This is a genomic window from Streptomyces sp. NPDC002889 (assembly GCF_042888425.1).
In the GTDB taxonomy this organism is placed as follows: domain Bacteria; phylum Actinomycetota; class Actinomycetes; order Streptomycetales; family Streptomycetaceae; genus Streptomyces.
This window is the reverse complement of the sequence record NZ_JBIAPT010000016.1, coordinates 119,261-135,805: the sequence shown is the minus strand read 5'-3', so window position 1 is coordinate 135,805 and position 16,545 is coordinate 119,261. Positions and strand designations below refer to the sequence as shown.

General features: G+C 71.6%; 16 protein-coding genes. 10 read left to right on the top strand and 6 right to left on the bottom strand.

Annotated features, from left to right (window positions below):
- Positions 1–266: 266 nt before the first annotated feature.
- The 4 genes from ACFYWI_RS24330 to ACFYWI_RS24315 all read right to left on the bottom strand — a co-directional run bounded on the left by ACFYWI_RS24330 (position 267) and on the right by ACFYWI_RS24315 (position 3,329).
- Positions 267–1,364 (bottom strand): catalase family protein, encoded by a 1,098-nt coding sequence (locus ACFYWI_RS24330; protein ID WP_389236273.1) that lies wholly within the window; start codon positions 1,362–1,364, stop codon positions 267–269.
- A 192-nt stretch (positions 1,365–1,556) separates the two neighbouring features.
- Complete coding sequence (locus ACFYWI_RS24325; protein WP_389236271.1) at positions 1,557–2,000, bottom strand: MarR family winged helix-turn-helix transcriptional regulator; 444 nt, start codon at positions 1,998–2,000, stop codon at positions 1,557–1,559.
- Positions 2,001–2,020: 20 nt separating this feature from the next.
- Complete coding sequence (locus tag ACFYWI_RS24320) at positions 2,021–2,620, bottom strand: exonuclease domain-containing protein (protein WP_389236269.1); 600 nt, start codon at positions 2,618–2,620, stop codon at positions 2,021–2,023.
- Between the two features lie 106 nt (positions 2,621–2,726).
- On the bottom strand, positions 2,727–3,329 hold the full coding sequence (locus ACFYWI_RS24315) for a TIGR03086 family metal-binding protein (RefSeq protein ID WP_389236267.1): 603 nt from the start codon (positions 3,327–3,329) through the stop codon (positions 2,727–2,729).
- A 104-nt stretch (positions 3,330–3,433) separates the two neighbouring features.
- On the opposite strand from ACFYWI_RS24315, the gene ACFYWI_RS24310 reads away from it, so the two are divergent.
- Positions 3,434–5,563, top strand: coding sequence for a hypothetical protein (locus tag ACFYWI_RS24310; protein WP_389236266.1), 2,130 nt, complete (start codon positions 3,434–3,436; stop codon positions 5,561–5,563).
- A 114-nt stretch (positions 5,564–5,677) separates the two neighbouring features.
- Here ACFYWI_RS24310 and ACFYWI_RS24305 read toward each other — a convergent pair whose 3' ends face one another.
- Positions 5,678–5,899 (bottom strand): hypothetical protein, encoded by a 222-nt coding sequence (locus ACFYWI_RS24305; protein ID WP_389236264.1) that lies wholly within the window; start codon positions 5,897–5,899, stop codon positions 5,678–5,680.
- Between the two features lie 70 nt (positions 5,900–5,969).
- On the opposite strand from ACFYWI_RS24305, the gene ACFYWI_RS24300 reads away from it, so the two are divergent.
- The 3 genes from ACFYWI_RS24300 to ACFYWI_RS24290 are packed head-to-tail and all read left to right on the top strand — an operon-like array spanning position 5,970 to position 8,280.
- Positions 5,970–6,239 (top strand): hypothetical protein, encoded by a 270-nt coding sequence (locus ACFYWI_RS24300; protein ID WP_389236262.1) that lies wholly within the window; start codon positions 5,970–5,972, stop codon positions 6,237–6,239.
- A 53-nt stretch (positions 6,240–6,292) separates the two neighbouring features.
- Positions 6,293–6,979, top strand: a complete 687-nt coding sequence (locus ACFYWI_RS24295) for a response regulator transcription factor (RefSeq protein WP_389236260.1) — start codon at positions 6,293–6,295, stop codon at positions 6,977–6,979.
- Positions 6,976–8,280, top strand: a complete 1,305-nt coding sequence (locus ACFYWI_RS24290) for a sensor histidine kinase (protein ID WP_389236258.1) — start codon at positions 6,976–6,978, stop codon at positions 8,278–8,280. Before ACFYWI_RS24295 ends, ACFYWI_RS24290 begins: the two co-directional genes overlap by 4 nt.
- A gap of 118 nt (positions 8,281–8,398) precedes the next feature.
- Here the strand turns inward: ACFYWI_RS24290 and ACFYWI_RS24285 are convergent, their stop codons facing one another.
- On the bottom strand, positions 8,399–9,247 hold the full coding sequence (locus tag ACFYWI_RS24285) for a CAP domain-containing protein (protein ID WP_389236256.1): 849 nt from the start codon (positions 9,245–9,247) through the stop codon (positions 8,399–8,401).
- A gap of 269 nt (positions 9,248–9,516) precedes the next feature.
- Here ACFYWI_RS24285 and ACFYWI_RS24280 point away from each other — a divergent pair, with 269 nt between their 5' ends.
- The 6 genes from ACFYWI_RS24280 (at position 9,517) to ACFYWI_RS24255 (ending at position 16,534) form a co-directional block, all read left to right on the top strand.
- Complete coding sequence (locus ACFYWI_RS24280; RefSeq protein WP_389236254.1) at positions 9,517–10,464, top strand: fibronectin type III domain-containing protein; 948 nt, start codon at positions 9,517–9,519, stop codon at positions 10,462–10,464.
- Positions 10,465–11,039: 575 nt separating this feature from the next.
- The gene (locus ACFYWI_RS24275) at positions 11,040–11,906 is read left to right on the top strand and encodes a PhzF family phenazine biosynthesis protein (RefSeq protein ID WP_389236252.1); all 867 of its coding nucleotides are present in this window, start codon (positions 11,040–11,042) and stop codon (positions 11,904–11,906) included.
- A gap of 189 nt (positions 11,907–12,095) precedes the next feature.
- Positions 12,096–14,720, top strand: coding sequence for an MXAN_6230/SCO0854 family RING domain-containing protein (locus ACFYWI_RS24270; RefSeq protein WP_389236250.1), 2,625 nt, complete (start codon positions 12,096–12,098; stop codon positions 14,718–14,720).
- A 429-nt stretch (positions 14,721–15,149) separates the two neighbouring features.
- On the top strand, positions 15,150–15,572 hold the full coding sequence (locus ACFYWI_RS24265; protein ID WP_389236248.1) for a hypothetical protein: 423 nt from the start codon (positions 15,150–15,152) through the stop codon (positions 15,570–15,572).
- Positions 15,532–16,074: a protease inhibitor I42 family protein gene (locus tag ACFYWI_RS24260; protein WP_389236246.1), complete on the top strand. Its 543-nt coding sequence runs from the start codon at positions 15,532–15,534 to the stop codon at positions 16,072–16,074. Before ACFYWI_RS24265 ends, ACFYWI_RS24260 begins: the two co-directional genes overlap by 41 nt.
- 46 nt (positions 16,075–16,120) lie before the next feature.
- Positions 16,121–16,534 carry a hypothetical protein gene (locus ACFYWI_RS24255; protein WP_389236244.1) on the top strand — a complete coding sequence of 138 codons (414 nt, stop codon included), beginning with the start codon at positions 16,121–16,123 and terminating at the stop codon, positions 16,532–16,534.
- The last annotated feature ends 11 nt before the right edge of the window (positions 16,535–16,545 follow it).

Genomic DNA, 16,545 nt, shown 5'->3' with positions numbered 1-16,545 from the left:
CCCCTCGACGCCGGTCGGGGCCGATCGCCCGCCCGAAGTCTAGAGACGGCCGAGCCGCCCGCCAGGTTCCCGGTCGGGCGACACGGCCGCCGCGTTCGTCCTGTTCAGCCGGTGGCCGCCGTTCAGCGCCCTCCCCGCGGATCCACCCGGGCAACACGATGCCCGGCTGGGCGTCGACCACGTACGGCCGACCGGCGTCGGGTGGCATCGCCGAGTCGCGCGCGGACGGGGAGGGGAAGCATCGGGCGGCCCGGCACGCGGCCCCTTCAGAGGAGTTCGGCGCTGCTCGCCGGCTCCTGGCGCGGCTGGTTGTTGATGCGGTGCCGCTCGATGGACGAGCGGCGGTAGACCTCTTCGCGCACGCGCTGGATCTCGCCGATGGGCCGGTGGTCCTCGCGGGTGCGCCACGGCGTGATCGACGTGCCGTCCGCCGCCGTGAGGTTGTCCTCGCCGCCGATGTCCTGGCGCGGGACGTCGATGCGGGCGACCGTCACCCAGGGCGAGAGCTGCTCCGGCCATTCGAGCGAGGTGTTGTCGACGGGCATCCGCCCCAGGTCGGTGTTGAGTTGCACCTGCAGTTCGAAGGCGTGGTCGCGCTCACCGGCCTCCGCCACGAGCGTGTTGCGGAAGGCCTCGCCGTCCGCGCGCACATCGACCTCGAGGTGGGTGACAGGGGAGAGAGGGACCGTGCGGATCTTGGCGATGTGGTCGCCGTACCGGAAGGCGCCCATGCTGTTGTACGTGTACGAGAGCAGGTTGCGGCGCTGCACCTGGGTGAACGAGAGCATCGCGAACAACTCGTCCCACAGCCACTCGTCGGCACTCGCCAGCGTCCCGCGGCGGGTGAGGAACTCGCCCATCCAGGACTTGCGCCGCGCCGGGTTCACCAGGGCGTCCGGCAGTTCCGCGAAGAGCTCTTCGATGACCATGTAGTCGTAGGCGGTGTTGGCGAAGAACACGGTGTTGTTGATCAGGTTGAGGTCGAACGTGGTGGCCTCGGCCTCGTCGGTGAGCAGAGAGGTGCCGGGGACGCCGAACATCTTGATGCCCATGCCGCAGGCCGCGCCCAGCAATGAGTCGGCGCGCAGATGCCCGAGTCCGTTGGAGTAGCGCACGACCGCGTCGTACGTGGCGGGGGTGGCGAAGATCCCCTGCGCGTACGGTGCCGACACCTCACCGACCGTGACCGTTGCCTTCACCAGGCCGTAGGTCTTCCCGTGGGCGGTCCTGACCGCGCGCCCCACGTCCTGCCGCTGCACGGACTCGCGGGTGCGGCGGGCCACATTGCTGACGACCTCGTCCAGTTCCTGCTGGTAGCCCGGGCGTTCGACGGGTGTGTAGTCCTCGTACCTGACGAAGTCCATCGCAGCTCTCCCTTGTGCTCGCTGTTGCCGCTCTCTCTTTCCCGAGAAACATAGCGCACGATTCAATCGTGCACGATGTAACTGGATGTGATGATCCCCACGAGAATCCTGAGCAAGTGATCTCAGCTCGGGCGGGGTGGATGGGGCGACCCGGTCGGACTCGGCCCGTAGGTCGGCCAAGGGGCCGGCCGGTCAGCCGAGCCGGTCGGTCAGCGCGCGCAGCCGGTCCCGCAGCTGCTCCGCGTCCCCGGCGGTGAGCCCGTAGATGCGCCCCATCGAGCCCGGCACTCCTTCGGCGCGCTCCTTGAGCGCCCGGCCCTTCCCGGTCGCCTCCACCGTCACCAGCCGTTCGTCCTCCGCCTGCCGCTCCCGCAGCAGCAGCCCCGCCGCCTCCAGCCGCTTGAGCAGCGGCGACAGCGTGCCGTAGTCGAGCCCCAGCACCGCCCCCAGCTCCTTCATCGGAACGGGTCCGCGCTCCCACACCGCGAGCATCACCAGATACTGCGGATACGTGAGCCCCAGCTCGGCCAGCACCGGCCGGTACGCCGCCGTCACCGCTCGCGACGCCGAGTACAGCGCGAAGCACAGCTGGTCGTCGAGGGTCATGGACGCGGCCGGGTTCTGGTTGTCTGCCATGCCCCCATTCTCACTCGCCCCTACCGGGGCCCCGGCGTGGGATCCCAGGCCATCAGGTTGCTGAACAGCTCCGCCTGCTCGACGGCGTCGTCCAGCGCGTGATGGGTGTGCCGCCGCCGGGACAGCAGCTCGCGCGGCATCGTGCCCTTGGCGACGGCGCGCAGCGGGAGCCGGGCCTTGGTCGCGTACAGGGTCTTCATGTCCATACAGCCGGAGTGCCCGAAGGGGCTCGCGCCGGTGAAACGGATCAGATACCAGTACAGGAAGGTCCAGTCGTAGGACGCCGGGTAGCCGCTCATCACGGGCTGCGCGCCGACCGCCACTTCGCGCACCCAGGCGCTGAACTCGGCCATGGCAACAGCCGGTTCGCTGCCCTCGCGGACGAGCCGGTCCCGGTCGAGACCGCTCACCGCCAGCGCCTGTGGGACGAAGTCGTCACTGATGGGGCGCAGTTCGCGGTAGAAGGTGTGCGCCTCGGGGTCGGCGGGGACGTACCTGTCGGCGTCCTGCCGGCCGGCCACGGCGGCGCCGAGGCTGATCATCGAATAGGGGCCGGGGATCGGGCCGTCGGCCTCGATGTCGACGGAGATGTAGAGACTGGGTTTGACGGTTCGTGCCATGGCGCGAGCATGGCAGGACGAACGGCCTCCGATCACCTGATTTTGACGGCCTCCGGGCCCCGGGCCGCCACGAGTGGACCGTGGTGACCCGCGTACCCGCCCGCCGTCACGCGCCCCGCGCTGTCCAGTCCGGACGACGCCCGCTCAGCCCGACGACCCGGTCCAGCAGCGGCGCGCTCTCGGCCACGGCCACGACCGGGCCGAACATCCCGCCACGCGCCGGGTCGTCCGCGGAGGGCGCCATCAGCGCGTACGACACCTCGAGGCTCGCCTCGTCCGGGGCATACTCCTGGCCGGTCGCGCGGGCCAGATCCCACCCGTGGACGAGCAGCTCGTTGAGGGCCACCCGGCCGGCGATCGCCGCGGGGAAGGTGATGCCGCCGGCCTGGGTGTCGCCCTCCCAGGCCCCCGGCGCACGCCAGGCCGCGACCAACTCGTCCAGCAGCCGCGGCAGTCTCGTACGCCAGTCGTCGTCCAGTACCCACTTCACGGTGCCCGGGTCGGTGTTCGTCGCCGGACCGGAATCCTTGCGCGCGGCGTCTCGGAAGGCCGACGACAGACCGACGACATGGGCGAGCAGCTCCCGTACCGCGTACCGCGGACAGGGCGTCGGATCCTCGAGGCGGGCATCGTCGACCCCCGCGGCCAGCCGCGCCATCCCGGCAGCCACCTGTCCCAGATCCGGCGTGTCCCTCGTGTTCGTCTCCATGACCACCAGACTTACCCCGCCGCCGAAACTCATCGGTCCCCCGTTCGGGCTACCCCGACGTGGCTGGACCCGCCCGCCGGGCCTGCCGCTCATACGCTCACCAGGTGATCAGTACCGCTGCCCTGAACACCGGACACGCCGACTTCCTCGCCTGGGCCGAGAAGGAGCGCGGCACCGCCCTGCCCGCACGCGCCGTCGATGCCGTGCTCACCCTCCTCGCCCTGCGCGGGGCGGACCGCAGAACGGGCGTGCCCGAGCCGACACCTCAGCTGGTGCGCAGTGTGCTGCACAAGGACCTGCCCGTGCTGCTCTGTGCCACGGCCGCCGAACGCGACGCCCTGTCCGACATCCTCCGTGTGCTCGCCGACCGGGTCAGAACGGCCGGCCGGCTGAACGCCAAGCGCCACGCCCGGCTGCTCGCCGCGATCGACGAGGCGCTGCCGGAATTCCGCGCGGCGATGGACGACCCGTGGAATCTGACCTGGCCGCGCTGGTACGCATCGCTGCTGCGGGCGGACGGTGTCGACGCGGACGACCCCGACGCCGTACGGGCCTGGCTCACGGAACACCAACGCACACCGCACGCGGAGCGCTCCCCACTCCCCGAGCCGCTGCAGCGCCCGGACCTCAGTGCCCGGACCTTCGCGGCGCGCGCCGAGCTCGCGCAGGCGCTGCTGGGGGCCTTCGCCCGCGACGCGGCAGGGGCGAGCCCGGCAGGCGCCCTGCTCCCCGCCCCGCCGCTCGAGGCCGACCGCCCGGACGAGGCGCTCGCCGAGCACCTGGACGGCATCGCCTCCGAGCTGACCGACCGCTGGACCGCAGCCGGCCTCAGCGAGGCGTTCGCGGGCCCGCACGCGAACCTGGCGCCCGGGCCCGAGGCCCTGCCGCACTTCGCCCTCGCGGACCGGCTGCTCGACGATCACCTCGACTACTACGGCAGCTCCTCCGTCCCGCTGCCGCCCCCGCCCGCACTGCCCGATCCCGCCGACATCCGGGTCCTGCTCCACGCGGCCCCGATCCCGGCGACACTGGCGGCGGGCGGCGACGACGATCTGCACGACCTCGCCGAGCGCTGCGGCTTCCCCGAACCCGCCACGACGGTCTGGAACGAGGGCACCCCGCAGGAGCTGACCGAACTCGGCGCCGACATCCTGGCGGCGGTCGTCGAGGCCATGCCCGCCCCCGAGGACCCGGACCAGCGCTACCTCCTCGACGGGGCGCACATTCTCTACACCCTGTACGAGCGGGGCAGCACGCCCGACTCCGTGGTGCGCAAGGCCGCCGACGTCTCCGACGGGAACATCGCCCCGGAACTCGAGGACGACCCCGTCGCCGTCCCCACCGCGCAGCCCGCCGCCTACGAGCTGCCGCCCCTGCCGGAACTCTCCGCCCTCATCGGCAGGCCCGACCTGACCGAGACGGAACGTGCCGAACTGGACACCCAGGCGCAGGCCCTGGCCGGCACCGTCGACCGGCTCACCGGGACCGGCTGCGTCTTCCGCGCGGGCGACACGTACGGGCTCACACCGCTCGGCAGCGCCGTGATGCGCCATCTGCTGACCGTGGGCCACTGCGTGGCCCCCGACCCCGAGACGGTCGCCACCTGGGACGCCACGGACACCATCGCCGCGATCGCCAACTGGCCGACCCGTATCGCGGCCGCGACCGTCACGCGCTGGACGGCAGACCGAGGCGGCACCGACGCTGCCTGGGCCGGACTCCTCGACGCGGTCTCCGCCGCCAAGTCCGCGGACTTCCACAACACGCGGACGGCAGAGCTCTTCGGCCACCTCGACCACGCCGGCATCCCCACATCGGTCCTTCGCGCTGCCCTCACCGACCCGGTGACAGGCGCCTACGCCCTGCGCACGCTCCTTGCCCGCGGCGAACAGGCCCCGGAAGGCGACGTGCCCCTCAACGCCCGGGCGACGCTGCTCCTCGACGACCTGGACCAGCGCTGGATCGACGACATGCGTGCCTACATGGCCGCGGCGGCCGAGGAACGCGACCTCGAGCCGCTCCCCACGGCGCTGCTCGACGCGTTCGACGAGGTGGCCGCTACCTGGCCGGGTGGCGCCGTGCCCCTCGTCACGGCCCTCGCCGATGCGAACCCGGCCGCCGCGGTCCGCGTCCTGGAGGACCTGCACGACCGCCACCCGGACGGCCGGGTCAGGGGCGCGGCGGCCCACGAAGTGAAGGCGGCGAGGCGGGCGGAGGGGCGTCGCCACGGGTGAACGCCCGTCCTCGGCAGTTCCGGGGGCGGCGTTCGCCCCACACGCGGCGGACGCTGCCCGACTGCCATCGGAACGGCCCGGCCACGGGCGTGCTGCATCGGGCAACAGCACGCCCTACCAGGACGTTTCGCGCACACTCGCCCGGTCCACGGGCACGGTCGTCGCCGTGATCTCCGAGCGGTGCCTGCTGCCCTCGAAAGTGACCGTCAGCGTGTCCGGGGAGCTCTGTGTGGTGCTTGCCGTGAAGCCCTGGTTCGGCACCGCCGAGATGAGGCACACCCCGCCGCTTCCGTAGCGCACGGTGACCTTCCCGCCTTGCGACGAGACGGTGTGCACGCCCGAGCCTCCCTGCTCGCAGCCCTGGCCCTGGTTCGCCCCGGACGGCTCGTCCGGTGGGGGAGGGGTCGTGCGGTCCGTCTTAGTCGGTGATGCCGTACGAGGCTTCCCGGCCGTCCTGGACGGTGTCGGTGACGGCGTGCGCGCGCTCTTGGTGGGCGTGGGGCTCAGGGAAGGACTGGGGCGTGCCGTCGCCGAGGAGTGCGGAGAGGCGGCGAAGTCCTTCGGCGCCGACTGCGCGACCGGAGCGGTCGGTCTGGTCGATCCCACCACGAAGTGGACGGTGATCATGACAGCCGTGACGCTGGCTGCCGTGCACGACAGCCAGATGAGCAGGTAACGCAGGAGGCGGGGCACGACACCATAGTGGCGGACCGGCTAACGTGCCTGCTCATGGCCTCCGTACTTGTCGTCGAGGACGACCCTGTGATCCGTGCCGCGCTGATCGAGGTGCTCACCGCTCACGGCTACGCGGTCAAGACCGCTCACCAGGGTTTCGAGGCGCTGCGCGAGATCACCCAGAGCCCGCCGGACGTCGTGGTGCTCGACCTCGGGCTGCCCGATCTGGACGGTCTCGACGTGCTGCGCATGATCCGGGGCATCTCACGAGTACCTGTGCTGGTCGCCACGGCGCGCGACGACGACACGGAGATCATCAGGCTTCTCAACGCCGGAGCGGACGACTACATGGTCAAGCCCTTCTCGGGCGGCCAGCTCGCCGCCCGGATCGCCGCGGTACTGCGGCGATCCGTCCCCGCCGGCGACCTCGACCGGCCGCCGGTCGTGCAGGTCGCGGACCTCAGGATCGATCCACTGGCCCGCACCGCGCACCTCAACGACCGCGAGCTGGCTCTGACCCGGCGGGAGTTCGACCTGCTCGCCTACCTCGCCGCCAACGCCGACCAGGTCATCTCCCGCAAACGGATACTCGCCGAGGTCTGGCAGCAGCCGTATCTGGAGGATCAGACGGTGGACGTCCATCTCTCGGCACTGCGCAGGAAACTGGGTGAAAAAGCGTCCCGTCCCCGCTATCTGCACACCGTGCGCGGTATCGGGATCAAACTGGTCACCTCCCCATGAGGCGCGCTCTCGCGGGGATCGCGCTGGCCGTGACCACGATGGTCGCCCTGTCCTTCCTCATACCCCTCGCCCTGCTGGTGCGCGAACAGGCCCGGGACCGGGTGACCACCACCGCCGAGCAGAGAGCGGCCGCTCTCTCGCCGGTCCTCGCCCTGACCACGCGGCAGGCCGACGTACAGCAGGCGGTGGCCGAACTGGGCTCGCAGGACCAGCTGGCCGTACGCCTCCCGGACGGAGGGCTCGTCGGCACTCCGCACGCCCCGCGGGAAGCGCTCGACCGCGCGGTGCGAAAGCGCGAGACGCTCGCCATGGACACCGCGGACGGATGGGTCTATCTCCAGCCCGTGGTACTCGCAGAGGACCGGGTGGCTGTCGTCGAGGCGTATGTGCCCGGGGCGGACCTGACGCGGGGGGTGTGGGCCTCGTGGGGCGTCATGTCGCTGCTGGCGATCGGCCTGGTGAGTGGATCGGTACTGGTCGCCGACCGGCTGGGCGCCCGGGTGGTCCGTTCCTCCCGGAGCCTGTCGAGCGCCTCGCTGGCGCTGGGGTCGGGGGACCTCGACGTACGGGTGGAACCGGACGGGCCACCGGAACTGAAGGAGGCCGGGGTGGCGTTCAACACCATGGCCGACCGGGTGGTGGAACTGCTGGCGATCGAGAGAGAGATGGTCGCGGACCTGTCGCATCGGCTCAGAACCCCGTTGACCGCGCTGTATCTGGAAGCGGACCTGATGAGCGGTTCACCCGGTGCCCGGCGGATCACCGGGGCCGTCGCGCAGCTGGAGAGCGAGCTGGACTCGATCATCACCGCCGCCCGCACCCCGCTGGCCGCAGGCCAGGCCGCCGGCACCGCGACGGCGAGGCCGAGCGAGGTCACCGAAGTGGTTGCACTGCGGCTCGACTTCTGGTCGGTGCTCGCCGCCCAGCAGGACCGGCCGTGCGAACGCTCCTTCACCCCGCGGCCGACGCCCGTGCAGTTCCCGGAGGACGACCTCGCCGCCGTCGTCGACGCCCTGATCGGCAACGTCTTCCGGCACACCCCGCAGGGCACGGCCTTCGCCGTACGAGTGGAGCGCGCCGACCGGCACGTGCTGGTGACGGTGGATGACGCGGGACCCGGCGTCGCCGACCCGGACGCGGCGCTCACCCGCGGAGTCAGCGTCGGCGGGTCCACCGGCCTCGGACTGGACATCGTGGCCCGGGCCGCCCGCGCCGCCGACGGGGAGATGCAGATCACCCGCGCCCCCATGGGCGGGGCGCGGGTGCAGGTGGCGTTTGCGCTGGCAGCCGCCGACCGGTGACAGGGCCTACCGGCCCGGTGATGGACGCACCTCCGGTGGCAGGGCCTGCCTCCGGTGGCTGACCCGCGCGCGGTTAGCGGCCCTACCGGCCGGCGACACGGCTCAGGGGCTGATCCGGCTAACGGCTCGCCCCGAAGTCCTGCGTCCACCACGGACCGCCGTCACCGAAGTGCACGCCTATGCCTATCTCCTTGAAGGAGCAGTTGAGTATGTTGGCCCGGTGGCCGGGGCTCTTCATCCACGCGTCCATGACCGACGCCGCATCGGACTGGCCCCGCGCTATGTTCTCGCCCAGCGTCGACCATGCGTAGCCGGCGGCTTCCACCCGGCTGGTCATGGTCGAGCCGTCGGGGCCGGTGTGGGACATGACGCCGCTGTCGGCCATGACATCGCTGTAGTCGTCCGCGGCTTCGGTCAGCCGCGCGTTGGAGGTCAAAGGCGAGCAACCGGCCGACCCGCGCTCCTTGTTGACGAGTGAGAGCACCTGGGCTTCGGCGCCGTTCGAGGAGCTGCCGGAGCCACTGCCACTGCCGGAGCCGCTCGAGCCGCCGGACCCGGACCCCGACCCGCCGCCGGACGCCGGACGGCCGGCCCCACCCGTGCCGCTCGCACTCTGCGCCTTCGTCTTCGCCGCGGCCGTGGGGCTCGCCGAACGCTTCGGCTTGGCCGAGCCGGTGGCGCTCGGGCTCGGTGAGGCAGATGGGCTCGGGCTCACCGACGGCGAGGGCAGGGGCGACGCGCTGTCCGCGGCATCGTCGTCCGCCGAGCCGGGTACGGCGTCCGCGGCGTTCGACTCCACCTGGTCCGCCGGGCCGTTGTCGCCTTCTCCGCCCACGGCAAGAGTCACTCCGACGCCCGCCGTGACGGTGATCACGCCCAGCGCCAGAACGATGTTGCGTACCCGCGGCCCGCCCTTGGAACGGGCATGGGAGCGGGACCCTGATCGAGCGGCTCTGTGTGAACTCATACGTACGGCACCTCGGGGAGAAGTCGGTCGAACAAGCAAGATCCCGGCGGACGCGACCGCGCCCACCGGGATGTTGTGGGGGGTGTGACGTGAGCCTAAGCCGGAACGGACCCCGGAAGGCTGCCCGGAAGGGGTTCTTCAAGAAGCCATAAGAAAGCCATGAGGCTGCGGCAAGGTACGCCCGGAACGGCGGCCCCCGGGGTTGATGCGGAGCGGGACCTGTGCCATATAGGTCTGGACCATTGCCTGCCGTCCGCGGAGGTCCGACCGTGCAACGTCCCCCCACCACCGTCACGTTGGTCTGCTCGGCGGTGCTCCTTCTTGCCGCGTGCGGCGGCAACGAGGACACCGAACGCCCCTCGACGCCCGCCGGAGTCACCGCCCGGGCGGGCAGCGCCACTTCCGTTCATGTCATGTGGAACCAGTCCTCCGACAACAAGGGGGTCACGGGTTACGAGGTCTACGAACAGGGAGACAAGGTCATGTCCCTTCCCGCCACCCAGCAGATGGTGGACATCGACCGGCTGACACCGAGGACCGTGTACAGCTTCACAGTCCGGGCGCGCGATGCCGCCGGGAATCTCTCCGAACCGAGCGCGGCGATATCGGTCACCACCCCGGAAGCGACACCGGACGACCGCAAGGCGCCCACCCGTCCGGCGAATCTGAGCGGCCGGGCGCAGGGGAGCAGGGCCGTGACCCTGACCTGGGCGCGGTCGACCGACGACATCCGTGTCACCGCGTACGACATCTACCAGGAGGACTCCCGCATCCACAGCGTGTCTGGTACGCAGACGTCGGCACGCGTGACCGGCCTGCGGCCGGGCACCGTCTACACCTTCACCGTCCGTGCCCGCGACGCCGCGGAGAACTCGTCCCCCGACAGTCCGGCCCTCGACCTCACGACCGCGTCCGCCCCCGGCGAGGGGCCCAGCACCGCTCCCACCGGCCTGACCGCGACCGCCCGCAAGGGGACCATCGAGCTGTCGTGGACGCCACCGGACTCGGGTGCCCCGGTCAAGGAGCACCAACTCTTCCTGAACGGCGCGTTGGCCACGACCATCGTCTGGGGCGCCGAGCCGCCCACGGGGACGGCGACGTACACGATGACGGTCACCGACGAACCCGGCACCCGTTACAGCATCAAACTCCGCGCCAAGCTCCCTGACGGCAAGTGGGGCGACTTCTCGGCGCAGCGGACGGTGGTGGTCGTCTGAGCGGTCCGGGCGGCGGCCGGCGTGGCCGCTCATCGAGATCGTGTACGCGGATTCCGGTGCGGCCGGAATCCGCGTACACGATCGGGCCGCGGCGGGACCTCTCCCGGATACGCCGCGGCCGGCCACGGCGAGGCGCAGGTGGAAGCATGCCCGTGCCGCACGGCGTTCGCGACGAGCTCGGCCGCGATCAGCGTGACCGTCTAGTTGGCGGTGGAGTCGTACGGGTGGCCCCACTCGTGCAGCCGGTGCGACACGAGTCGCCGAGCGAGTCGGGCGCCGCGCGGTGTCGAGGTGAACCGCATAGTGAACTCGTGAGTGGTGGCGGGGTCGTGAACGAGTACTGCGGGCGGGGCGGTTGCTGGCTTCGTGCGGCTAACGCTGCTGCTCGACGGGCAGGTTGACCAGGGCAGACGCGCGGACGCACTACCGTTGTACGTCGATGGGAGTTCCATGTGTGCGTGTGTCGGCCGCGATGGCCCATACCGGGCCGGCCTCCCGGTTTCCACGCCGCGGCACACCGCGCCCCCTGACGTTGGTCGGGAACAAAACCACTTCGGGCCGTAGTTTCGCTGGTCATGACGATCAAGCAGGAGGTCCTGCGCTACACCGCCTTCTCCAGCGACCCTGAGGGGGGCAACCCCGCCGGGGTCGTCCTCGACGCTTCCGGGCTCGACGACGCCGACATGCTCTCCATCGCCGCCGACCTCGGGTACAGCGAGTCCGCGTTCCTGTCCGCGCCGCCCGAGGGGCTCGGCGGCGAGCCCGGACGGGCGTTCACGATCCGGTACTTCAGCCCCAAGGCAGAGGTGCCGTTCTGCGGGCACGCCACGGTCGCCACCGCCATTGCCCTCGGCGAGCGCATCGGGGCCGGCGACCTCGTGTTCGCGACGCGTGCGGGGACGGTGCCGGTGACAGTGAGCGAAGAGGGCGGGGCGCTGCGGGCCACACTCACCACGGTCGAGCCGCACAGCGAGGACATCGCGGACGCCGACCTCGCCGAGGCGCTGGCCGCGCTGGACTGGCCGGCCGCCGATCTGGATCCCGCGCTGCCGCCCCGTATCGCCTTCGCCGGCGCCCGGCATCTGGTGCTCGCCGCGGCGAGCCGGGAGCGGCTGGCGGATCTGGCGTACGACTTCGAACGCCTCGAAGCCCTGATGCGCCGGCTCGATCTGACCACGGTGCAGCTGGTGTGGCAGGAGTCGGAGAACGTCTTCCATGTGCGCGACCCGTTCCCGGTGGGTGGCGTCATCGAGGACCCGGCGACGGGCGCCGCGGCCGGAGCGTTCGGCGCATACACACGCGAACTCGGCCTCGTCCCCGAGGCAGCGGTGCTCACCCTCCACCAAGGCGAGGACATGGGCCGCCCGGGCGTGCTGACCGTGGAACTGCGCGAGGGGGACAAGCGCGTGCGAGTGAGCGGGACGGGCGCCCGGATCACCTGACCCCGACCGGCCGCCAGGTCTCGACACACACCCGGAAAACCGGATGATCTCCCTGCCCGGCGGCTGTTACGGTCGCCGAGCGCGGGGCGGCTCCCGAGTGTGCTTCCTTCTCACTTCTTCTGATGAATCAGCGTGCTCACTTCCCGCCCCGCGCAACACCCGGTCATCCGGGAAGGGGGAGAAGGAGACTTGTCCAGCGCCACCACAGTCACAGGTCGTACCACCATGGCCCGCTCACGGGCCCTCGCCACCGTGCTCCTGTCGCGCCGTGGAACCGTGTATCTACCGACACCGGCCGTCGTCTCGGATCCGGCCGGCGACAGCGGAGCAGCACTGCTCGAGGCCGACCTCGTCGACCGGGGCTACCTGTTGGCCCCGCCGCTGCGCGCCGCGCTTGCCGCGCTCGACGCACGGGCCATGGGCGCGGTGGGCCGGGCACTGCTCCACGACATCGACAGCGCCCTCGGCGCCGACCGACCGCACGTGCCCCTGCTGCGCGACTTCCCGGACAGCACCCCGCACAACACCTACGCGCACTACGTCGCCCGCGTGCTCACCGTGCTGTTCCAGCACCCGGAGCAGCCGTGTGTGCTGTGCGGCACGGTGGACTCCGTCGTGCCCGTATCGCCGTGCGCCCACCTGGTGTGCGGTGCGTGCTTCGACGGCGCCGACTTCTCGGCGTGCCCCGTGTGCGAGCGCCGTATCGACCCCTCCGACCCGTTCCTGCGCCCCGAGCGCCCGCGCCGGCAGCTGTTCCGCCGCACCGCGGTGCCCGCGCGACTGCGTCTCCTGTCCTACGGCGGTGATCTCACGGCCCGCCAGGCCGACGCAGCCCTCGAACTGAACACGCTGCTTGCCCGCACCGGCGCCCTCAGCCCCCAGGACAGCGACGACCTGGAAGCGCTGCTGGCGGCCAGGCCCCGCGACGACCTCGACCGGCTGCCCGTCACCGTGCCCGGCCGGGAGACGAAGGCCCGCCTCGTTGCCTGGCTGCTCGCCGACCCCGCAGCCTTCCCGGCCACCCTTCCCGTTGCGGCCGAGCTCATCGACACGGCCACCGATGTGCTGCGCGTGCTCGCGGTGCGTTCCGGCGGAGACGCCGGACTCGTCGAGATCCCCCGCTTCGCCGCAGTGCCCCGGGCCCTGCGCCGCGCCCTGCTGTCCGCCCTCGACACGCTCGACCCCGCACAGGCGGCCCAGGACATGCGGCGGTACCGGCGGGCCTGGATCCACGCGGCCGAACGCCTGCACCCCTTCGAGCACGCGGACCGGTTCCCGCGCGCAGCTCTCGCCTTCGCCGCGCTGCGCGGCACCCGGCTCGGCGACGACGCCTTGTCCGCCACCCTGCGTACGGCCGCGGAAACCGTCGACGGCATCGACCTCACCAGCCGGATGGTGACGGCGTACAGCTGGAGCGGCCGGGTCGAGGCCGCCCTCGCGGCCCGCGACCTCGCCGGGGCGCTCACGCTGCTCGAGCAGCGACCGGGTGAACTCGTCCGGCGCCTCGACCACCTGCTGCGCCTGATCGACGAAGGGGACGAGGACGGCTCCCACCCCGTCGTCCCGACACTGGAGCGCGTGGCTGCGCGGGTGGCCCCGGCCGTCCTGCTGTCCGCGCTCGGTGCCATCCGCACCCGCGACCGGGAGCAGGTGGCACGGGTGTTCTTCCCAAAGGGCGCGGCGGCGAGGACCCATGTGGCCGACGACAACAGGCCGGCGCTGCCTGCCCCCCTTGTGCGGACCGTGGTCGACGCGCTGACGGCGGAGATGCTGCGCAGGGCGGGGCAGGCGGCACCCGTGGACGTCGCGGTCGTCGACTCCGCGCTGGACGGTCTCGTCGCGCCGTTCACCGAACGGACCGCATCCCGAGCCCTGGTGACCCTGCCGCGCGGCAGCGAACTCGCCGTACCGGACGGCCGGTCACTGCGCCTGTTCCTGCACTGGATGGAGAGCCCCACCTCGGGTACGACCGACCTGGACCTGTCGGCCGCGATGTTCGACGCCCACTGGCGGCACCTCGGAGAGTGCGCCTACACCAGCCTGCGGTACGCGGACCGGGCCGCGGTGCACTCCGGTGATCTCCAGAGTGCGCCGCCTCCGCTCGGCGCCGGCGAGTTCGTGGACCTCGACCTGGAACGGCTCGACGCAGCCGGGGTGCGCTACGTCGTCGCCGTCGTCCACTCGTACAACAACGTCCCCTTCGGTGACCTGGCGGAAGCCTTCGCCGGGCTCATGCTGCGGGACCAACCAGGCAACCGGGGGCCGGTGTTCGACCCGCGCTCCGTCGAGCAGCGCTTCGACCTCACCGGCAGCAGCCGCGCCTGCGTGCCGCTGCTCCTCGACGTACAGGCGCGCACCATGCGCTGGCTCGACGTCGTCAAGGGAGTCACCGGTACGCATCACGCGGTGTGGCGGCACGCGAACGCGCTGGCCACCCTCGCGCACCGGCTGACGGACCTGTTCGCCTCGGGCGTGCGCGTCGGCCTCGGCGAGCTCGCGGTGTGGCAGGCCGCGGCCCGAGCGGCCACGGTCGTGCTGCGCCACACGGACGGCTCGCAGAGCGTGTACCGGCGCAGGGACGGCGAGGACGTGGCCGGCTTCGCCGCCCGGATCGGCTCGCCGGACACGGACGCCCACGCGGGCTTCGACGGTGACGAGGTGTCGAATGAACCGCGACTGGCGTACCTGCTCCGAGGCGACCTGGAACTGCCCGACGGGAGCGAGGTGTTCGCACTGTACCCGCTGGGCCAGGATGCCGCCCGGGTGCGCCTGCTCGCTGTCGCGGACATGGTCACGGCCCTCGGCCCCAGGTGATCAGTGACAGAGCAGGCGGCCGACGGAGTTCGTCTACCTGCGGCTTTCCAGCTTCTGGACTGCGGAGGTCCCGCGTTGATGGCGCAAGGTCCCGCAAAGGACTGCCATGGGCGCAGGCGTTGCGAGCACCTCGCTTGGCCGGCCTGTTGGCCAGCCATGTACCACGTGCGTCAAGGAGCGGGGTGACGCCAACTGGGCGGCCAGGTCCGGTCGCGGGACACGGCAACGCCTGGAACCCCCAGGCTGCTGCGTGCGCGCCACCCTTCACTCGCCTACCCCCGCCCGTATCGGTCTTCCCCGGATTCCCCGGCAGGTCCCACGTTCCCAGACCGGGAACCGGCCGTGACGCGAGCGTCGACGGATGTCCTTTGACACGGAAGATAGTCGGACCCGGTTCCCTGACCTGCGTGGACTGGATTGGTTGCCTGATTGACGACGTCCGGTCGGGCGACTTGGGCCGAACAGCACCGGCTGCACACCGAAGGTGACGGCGGCGAGAACTGGGGCGGCATGGGGCCGGAGGGGCAGGAACGGATCAACGACACCTCCGTCGGCAGTGCCACCGGCACTGACTACGAGCGCCAGGACCTGAACAGCGCCGCCGAACGCAGGGCGGTCCTTACCGAAGTCGAGAAGTCGGTGGCGCAGGGGCACCCGGTGCCTGTCGACGTCTCGGGCGAGAAGGGCGCCCACGCGATGACCATCATCGCCCAGGAGGGTGACATGCTTCAGGTGTACAACCCCTGGGGTTCGACCACCTGGGTCAGCGAGGACGACTTCATCAACGGCCACATGGGCAAGGCTTCCAAAAGTGAACTCCCCAACGCGTACAGCGTCTATCTTCCGCGGTAGCAGGGGCGGTGCCGCGATCGCGGCGGCCGCGCTCCTCGCTCTCGCCACGGGCTGCGGCTCGGGCACCGACGAACCGGCCGGCGGCTCCACGAGCCATCCCACGAGCACCGCGAGCCGCCCGGTGAAGGACACCAGCATCACTGCCGAGCCAGGCGAGCGCTTCACGCTCACCGTCGACCAGAACGCCTCCACCCGCGAGTACTGGTACCTGGTCGACCCCGAGCCCGACAGCTCCGTGCTGGTCAGCCGCGGCCAGGACTACGCGTCGGACTCCGGCGACGAGCCGGTGGCCGGTGCAGGCGGCCGGCTCACCTTCACCTTCGAGGCCAAGGGCAAGGGGACCACCCGGTTCACGCTGCTGCACTGCACTTTCACCACCTGCCAGGGCAACACCTCCACCCTGCCCCCCGAGACGACTGGACCCTCAGCCACCCCGACCACGGGGGCGACCACCCCCTCCCAGGCACCCGAGCGCATCACCTACACCGTCACCGTCGACTGAGCCGCAGCGGACAAGTCGGATGAGACGAGACACCCGAGGCCCCGCCATGAACGAAGACGCCCCGTACCCGCCGGACCGCACGGACGACGAGCTGGCCCGGCTCGACATCACCGTCCTGCTGCGTTACGGCCTCGCCGCTGAGCCCGGCACCCGGCGCACCGCCCTGTTCGGCGACGGCGCCGCGGCCGCAGCCGTCATCCTCGACCGCCTCGGCACCGAGCCGCGCTCGGTTGCCTTCCTCGCCGACACGGTGCGCGCCGGCGGACTCGCCCGTGCCGCGGAGCTGCCCGAGCCCCTGCCCCGCCGGGAGGCGGCCGTCCGCGTACGGGAGTGGCTGCGGGCCGGCACCGAACTCGTGGGCGGGACCGCCGCCGACGACACCGCGGCCACCTGGCTGCGCGCCGTCGCGACCATCATCGAACTGAAGCAGCTGACCCGGGCGCGGGGCCGGAGTACGTGATCGAGTAGCCG